The organism is uncultured Thiodictyon sp. (assembly GCA_903837595.1).
Taxonomy (GTDB): Bacteria; Pseudomonadota; Gammaproteobacteria; order Chromatiales; family Chromatiaceae; genus Thiodictyon.
Genome location: CAILVI010000139.1, coordinates 1 through 5234, shown reverse-complemented (window position 1 = coordinate 5234; position 5234 = coordinate 1). Strand labels below are relative to the sequence as shown.

5 protein-coding genes are annotated in these 5234 nt (G+C 65.7%); 3 read left to right on the top strand and 2 right to left on the bottom strand.

Going from position 1 to position 5234, the window contains the following annotated elements; translation table 11 throughout:
* The first annotated feature begins 111 nt into the window (after positions 1–111).
* Together QZY44_RS07450 and QZY44_RS07445 are read left to right on the top strand one after the other, a co-directional pair.
* The gene (locus QZY44_RS07450; RefSeq protein ID WP_295444430.1) at positions 112–2193 is read left to right on the top strand and encodes an ATP-binding protein; all 2082 of its coding nucleotides are present in this window, start codon (positions 112–114) and stop codon (positions 2191–2193) included.
* Positions 2183–3361: an ATP-binding protein gene (locus QZY44_RS07445; RefSeq protein WP_295444427.1), complete on the top strand. Its 1179-nt coding sequence runs from the start codon at positions 2183–2185 to the stop codon at positions 3359–3361. Before QZY44_RS07450 ends, QZY44_RS07445 begins: the two co-directional genes overlap by 11 nt.
* Before the next feature lie 57 nt (positions 3362–3418).
* Here QZY44_RS07445 and QZY44_RS07440 read toward each other — a convergent pair whose 3' ends face one another.
* Both QZY44_RS07440 and QZY44_RS07435 read right to left on the bottom strand, forming a co-directional pair.
* Positions 3419–4024, bottom strand: a complete 606-nt coding sequence (locus QZY44_RS07440) for a class I SAM-dependent methyltransferase (RefSeq protein ID WP_295444424.1) — start codon at positions 4022–4024, stop codon at positions 3419–3421.
* Between the two features lie 20 nt (positions 4025–4044).
* Positions 4045–4263 (bottom strand): AbrB/MazE/SpoVT family DNA-binding domain-containing protein, encoded by a 219-nt coding sequence (locus QZY44_RS07435; RefSeq protein ID WP_295444421.1) that lies wholly within the window; start codon positions 4261–4263, stop codon positions 4045–4047.
* Positions 4264–4644: 381 nt separating this feature from the next.
* Here QZY44_RS07435 and QZY44_RS07430 point away from each other — a divergent pair.
* A partial coding sequence (locus tag QZY44_RS07430) for a pit accessory protein (protein ID WP_295444417.1) occupies positions 4645–5234 on the top strand: 590 nt, incomplete at its 3' end.

The following is a 5234-nucleotide window of genomic DNA, read 5'->3' as shown; positions in this document are numbered from 1 at the left end:
GCGGCGAAACCCCTCCCGCAACTCGCCTGAGGGCATCTCGCTGACCGCCCACAACGCGCTCGTGCGTTGTGGATAACTTGTGGGCAACCTGTTGGCACCCGGTGGGCTTTTTTGTCGAAATTGCTTGACAGGGGCGCTCAGGGCGTTACGCGAGAGGACATCCCCACCTGGACGGACTGGCGACTGAAGGCGACCCCCGACCCGCTCAATCGGGAGCGGATTCTGAAGATCCGCCAGGAACGCCTGGCCCAGGTCCAGCGTGAGGGCGGGCTGTTCGAGGCCCTGGAGGTGACCGTCTGCTGCAAGGATGGCACGACCCGCACGGTGATGGCGCGGGCCACGCCCCTGGAGGGCGAGGAGCGACTCAACACCCTCTATGACATCACCGCACTCAAACAGGCCCAGGAAACGGCCGAGCGGGCGGCGCGGGTCAAAGCCGAATTTCTGGCCCACATGAGCCATGAGATCCGGACCCCCATGAATGCCATCCTCGGACTCTCCGAACTGGCCCTGCATCAGTCCCAGGACCCGACGAGCCGGGAGTACCTGGAGCACGTGCATCAGTCCGCGCAGATGTTGCTGGGGATTCTCAACGATATCCTCGACCAGTCCAAGCTCGACACCGGGCGTCTGAACCTGGACCGCGCCGCCTTTGACCTCCACGCGCTGCTGGAGCGTCTGCGCTCCCTATTTGCCGCGACCGCGCTGGCCAAGGGGCTGGAGCTGGTGATCGAGGTGGACCCCGACGTGCCCCGCGCGCTCCTGGGCGACCCCCTGCGGCTGCAGCAGATCCTGTCCAACCTGCTGAGCAATGCCCTCAAGTTCACCGAGCGGGGCCAAATCCGTCTGCGGGTCTCCCGCCAGGAAGGCGAGGGTTCAGGGGTCCATCTGCACTGGGTGGTCATGGACACCGGGATCGGGATGGATGCGGACACCCAAGCCCGGTTGTTTGAACCCTTCACCCAGGGCGACCGTTCGATCGCCCGGCGCTTTGGTGGCACCGGCCTGGGCCTGAGCATCAGCAGCTGCCTGGCGGAACTCATGGCGGGCACGCTGACGGTGGAGAGCCAGCCGGGCGTGGGGAGCTCCTTCACCTTAGACATTGAGCTGGGCGTGGCAGCGGCAGTCCCTGGCACCGCCACAGAGGGGGCTGCCCGGCCAGTGCCCACCCTAGCCGGGACACGGATCTTGGTCGCGGAGGATCAGCCGCTCAACCAACGGGTGATCGGCGACATGCTGCGTTTGCTGGGAGTCGAGGTTACCTTGGCCGACCATGGTGGCGAGGCCCTGGCCCGTTTGGCCGAGACACCCTTCGATGCGGTCCTGATGGACATCCAGATGCCCGAGATGGATGGCCTGACGGCGACCCGGCGGATTCGGGACGACCCGGCGTGGGCCGACCTACCGGTGATCGCCCTGACCGCCGGGATCACGGAACCGGAGCGGGAGCGGATGCGCGCGGCTGGCATGACGGACCTGCTGGCCAAGCCGGTGACGCTCGGCACCTTGACGGCCACCCTCGGACGTTGGCTCAATCGCCCAATGGCCACATCTGCGCCGCCCGACATCGCCAGTCTAGCGGGCGGCGGGGTGACCGTCCCCGGCTTCGACCTGCAGGGGCTCTACCAACTCACCACTGACGCGAGTCGCCTCTACGACTATCTGCGTCAGTTCGCCGACACCATCCGCGACGACGCCGCGGCGATTACCGCCGCAGTGGCTCAGGGCGCGACCGCCGCGGCACAGGCGCGCACCCACCGGCTGAAGGGTGCGGCCAGCCTCGTCGGCGCGACAAGGCTCGTCGAGGCCGCGCGAGCGTTGGAGGAGACCCTGCAGGTCGAAGCGGATTCAACCACTGCGCTGGCGTCCTTGCGCCAGGCGCATGCTGAGGCCCTGGAGCGGATCGCCGTGCTGCCCGCACCCGCCGCCGCAGAGCCCCGGCCGATCACGGCAATTCCCGAGGCGGCACGACCCTTGGTGACCGAGATCCACAGGCAGCTGGTCAACGGGCTACTCCCCGCGCGCGCCTTACTCGCGGAGCTGGAGGCCCAGCTCTCCGCCGAGGATCGCGCCCTGGTCCGCGCTTTGAGAGCGCATCTCGACCAGATCGATTATCCGGCGGCATGCCAACTGCTGGCCCCCTTCCTGCGCGTCGCTTCCACCCTTCCCGCGGAGAATGACCATGCCCAGTGACCACCCTGTCATCCTGATCGTCGACGACACCCCTCTCACGCTCACGTTCCTGGCCGAGGTGTTGGACCCGAACTACCAAATCAAGGCCGCCACCAATGGACCGGATGCCTTAGCGCTGGCGCGTCAGGCACCGCTTCCCGAGGTCATCCTGCTGGACGTGATGATGCCGGACATGGATGGCTACGCGGTCTGCGCGGCACTCAAGGAGGACCTCGCCACCGCCGCGATCCCGGTCATCTTCATCACGGCGCAAACGGATGCAGCGAGCGAAACCCATGCCCTAGAGAGGGGCGCGGTCGACTTCATCCACAAACCCCTCAACCCAGCCGTGGTCCGCGCGCGCGTGCGGCTGCACCGGGAGCTGGCGCAGCACCGGCAGCACCTGGAAGACCTGGTGCATACCCGTACCCTGGAACTCGCCCAGGCACGGGATGCTGCCGAGAGCGCCAACCGGGCCAAAAGCGCCTTCCTGGCCAACATGAGCCACGAGATGCACACGCCACTGAACCATGTCACGGGGATGGCGTACTTGCTGCGACGCGAGGTCCCGGAGGGCCGCGGCCGGGATTTCCTGGCGACGATTGATCAGGCCGCATGGCGCATCTTGGACCTGATCAATAATGTCCTTGATCTCTCGCGTCTGGAGTCGGACAAAATTGCTCTGGAGATGCAGGACTTCGATCTGCGGGAGATGCTCCAGCAGATCGCGCAGGACAGCCATGACCTGACCGCCGCGAAGGGGCTCATCCTGGTCCAAGAGATTGACCCGGCAGTGCCCAGCGCCCTGAACGGCGACCCGGCTCACCTGCGCCAAGTCCTCGGCCAACTCCTGAGCAACGCGGTGAAATTCTCCGAACAGGGAGAGATTACCCTCCGGGTCCAGGGCCAGGAGCCCCAGGGGAAGCGCATGGCGGTGCGCTTCGCGGTTGAGGATCATGGCATCGGGATCGCCCCGGAGGTGGCCGCCGCGTTGTTTCAGTGCTTCCACCAAGGCGACGACTCATCGACCCGTCGATATGGGGGCATGGGGCTGGGCTTGGCCCTATGCCGGCGCCTCGTCACCCTGATGGGGGGCGAGATCGCCTTGTCCGGTACACCGGGAGGGGGAACCACTGTTGGCTTCTGGGTGCCGCTGGCGATCGGTGGAGAGACCCGGGGCGCCCCGTGAGCGGTTGGATCGATCATCAACCATCTTGACCGGTAACCAACGTTGCGCACGTTCGCGTTACCCGACCTCCCCGCCCCCCACGACCCGGTGACGCAGCGCGACGCTGAAGTCCTGGTACAGATAACCGGTCTCGATGGTGCAGTCGGCCTCCAGCACCTGGGCCAGGGCCTCGATCTCCTCCGGCTCCCAGTAATTGAAGGTGTGGCAGTCGTCCGCCCCGCGCAGCAGGTTGAAGATGAAGCCCACCCGCGAGGCGGCGAGACAGCGCTCGATGAAGCAGCCGGTCTCCTCGCGGGTCAGGGTATTCATGGCCCCGCTGCACAGGTAGTAATCCGCCTCCGGCAGGGGGTCACGTAGCGCATCCAGCAGCAGTATCTCCCGGCCGGTCTGTCGGCGGGCGATCTCCACCATGGGTTCGACCACATCAATGCCGATGTACTCGCCCGGGCAGGCGCCCAGGCCCTTCAGGTAATCGAAGAGATCACCCAGGCCGCAGCCCATGTCGACCAGGGTCAGGGTGGACAGGTCCGCCGGCAGCAGGCGGCGCAGCACGCCGAAGCGCACCTGCTGGCTGCGGGTGGACTCCCAGTGGGCGCCCTGGGCGTTGTGTCCGTAGCGCGCCAGCGCGTTGCGGTAGAAGGTATCGGTGTCGACTCTGGGCATGGAATGTGGGTGGCCTTCGTTTAGTCGCGATCCGCTTGGTGGTCGGCGATCAGTCGGACGGTGGCGTCCCCCTTGCCACGGGCACGCAACGCCGCGATGGGGTCCGCCTGGACCGGGACCACCCTGATTTGACCATTTTCCTCAAACCAATCCAGCCGGTCAGCGGGGCCTAATTTGAAGCGGTTGCGGATGTCGGCCGGGATCACCGTCTGTCCCCGGGAGCTGATGGTGCTGCGCATGATGGCCGGAACCGCGAATTACAAATGTCCCCTAAGTGTAATTCACCGACCGTCCAACGGCCAAGCCGTCAACTTGAGTCCGGCAATTGCTCACGCCAAGGCGCCAAGCTCGCCAAGCAATACAAGAAGATAGTAACGCCATCCAGGTCAGCCGTTGGGCGAATGGCCGGGCGACGATAACACACTGAAAAACCTTGGCGAGCTTGGCGCCTTGGCGTGATAACTGCCCTTTCCGGGGTCAGATTCCGGCTGGAATCTGCCTGATCGGGCGTGTGACAACGGGACGGCCGGGGTGGCCGGGCTGTACCATAGCGCCCGCACCCCAGCGGCGGTGGGTGTCCGTTCGGGACGCCCCGCCCTTTTTTTCTCCGAGGCGCCAACATGTTTTCGCTCCAGACGATCTTCGGCAAAGGCAACCAGTTCTTCGGGCTGCTCGAGGACGCGGCTAACGCCGCGGCCGACAGCACCAAGGCCCTGTATGTGATGCTGCGCGGCACTGACAAGACCCCGGCCCTGGATGCCTTCCGTCACGCCCGCGAGCGCGAGCGCGCGATCGCGGACAAGATCAACGAGGAGTTGGTCAACAGTTTCGTCACTGCCCTGGAGCGCGAGGACATTGAGGCCCTGAGTTCCGCCCTGGTGCGCATCCCCAAGCAGGTGGAGCGGTTTGCCGAGCGCTACACCCTGGCCACCCGCTTACTGGACGGGATCGACTTCGCCCCACGCGCGGCCATGCTGGAGCAGGCCGCCCTGGTGGTGGCCGACATGGTGCGCCAACTGCGCAAGATGAAGCTCCAGAAGATGCGGGACTTAAATGACCGCCTGCGCTCCATCGAGAGCGAGGCCGATCGGCTGATGCTGGAGCTCTACCGCGACCTCTACTCCGGCCGCTATGAGTGTCAACAGATGTTCCTGATCAAGGAGTTCTTCGAGATCCTGGAGAAGGCCATCGACCGTTGCCGCGAGGCCGG

What these genes read in the sequence shown, in the direction of transcription:
- QZY44_RS07445 (WP_295444427.1), top strand. Translation starts at nt 2,183, where the DNA reads ATGCCCAGTGACCACCCTGTCATCCTGATCGTCGACGACACCCCTCTC.
- QZY44_RS07440 (WP_295444424.1), bottom strand. Translation starts at nt 4,024, where the DNA reads ATGCCCAGAGTCGACACCGATACCTTCTACCGCAACGCGCTGGCGCGC.
- QZY44_RS07435 (WP_295444421.1), bottom strand. Translation starts at nt 4,263, where the DNA reads ATGCGCAGCACCATCAGCTCCCGGGGACAGACGGTGATCCCGGCCGAC.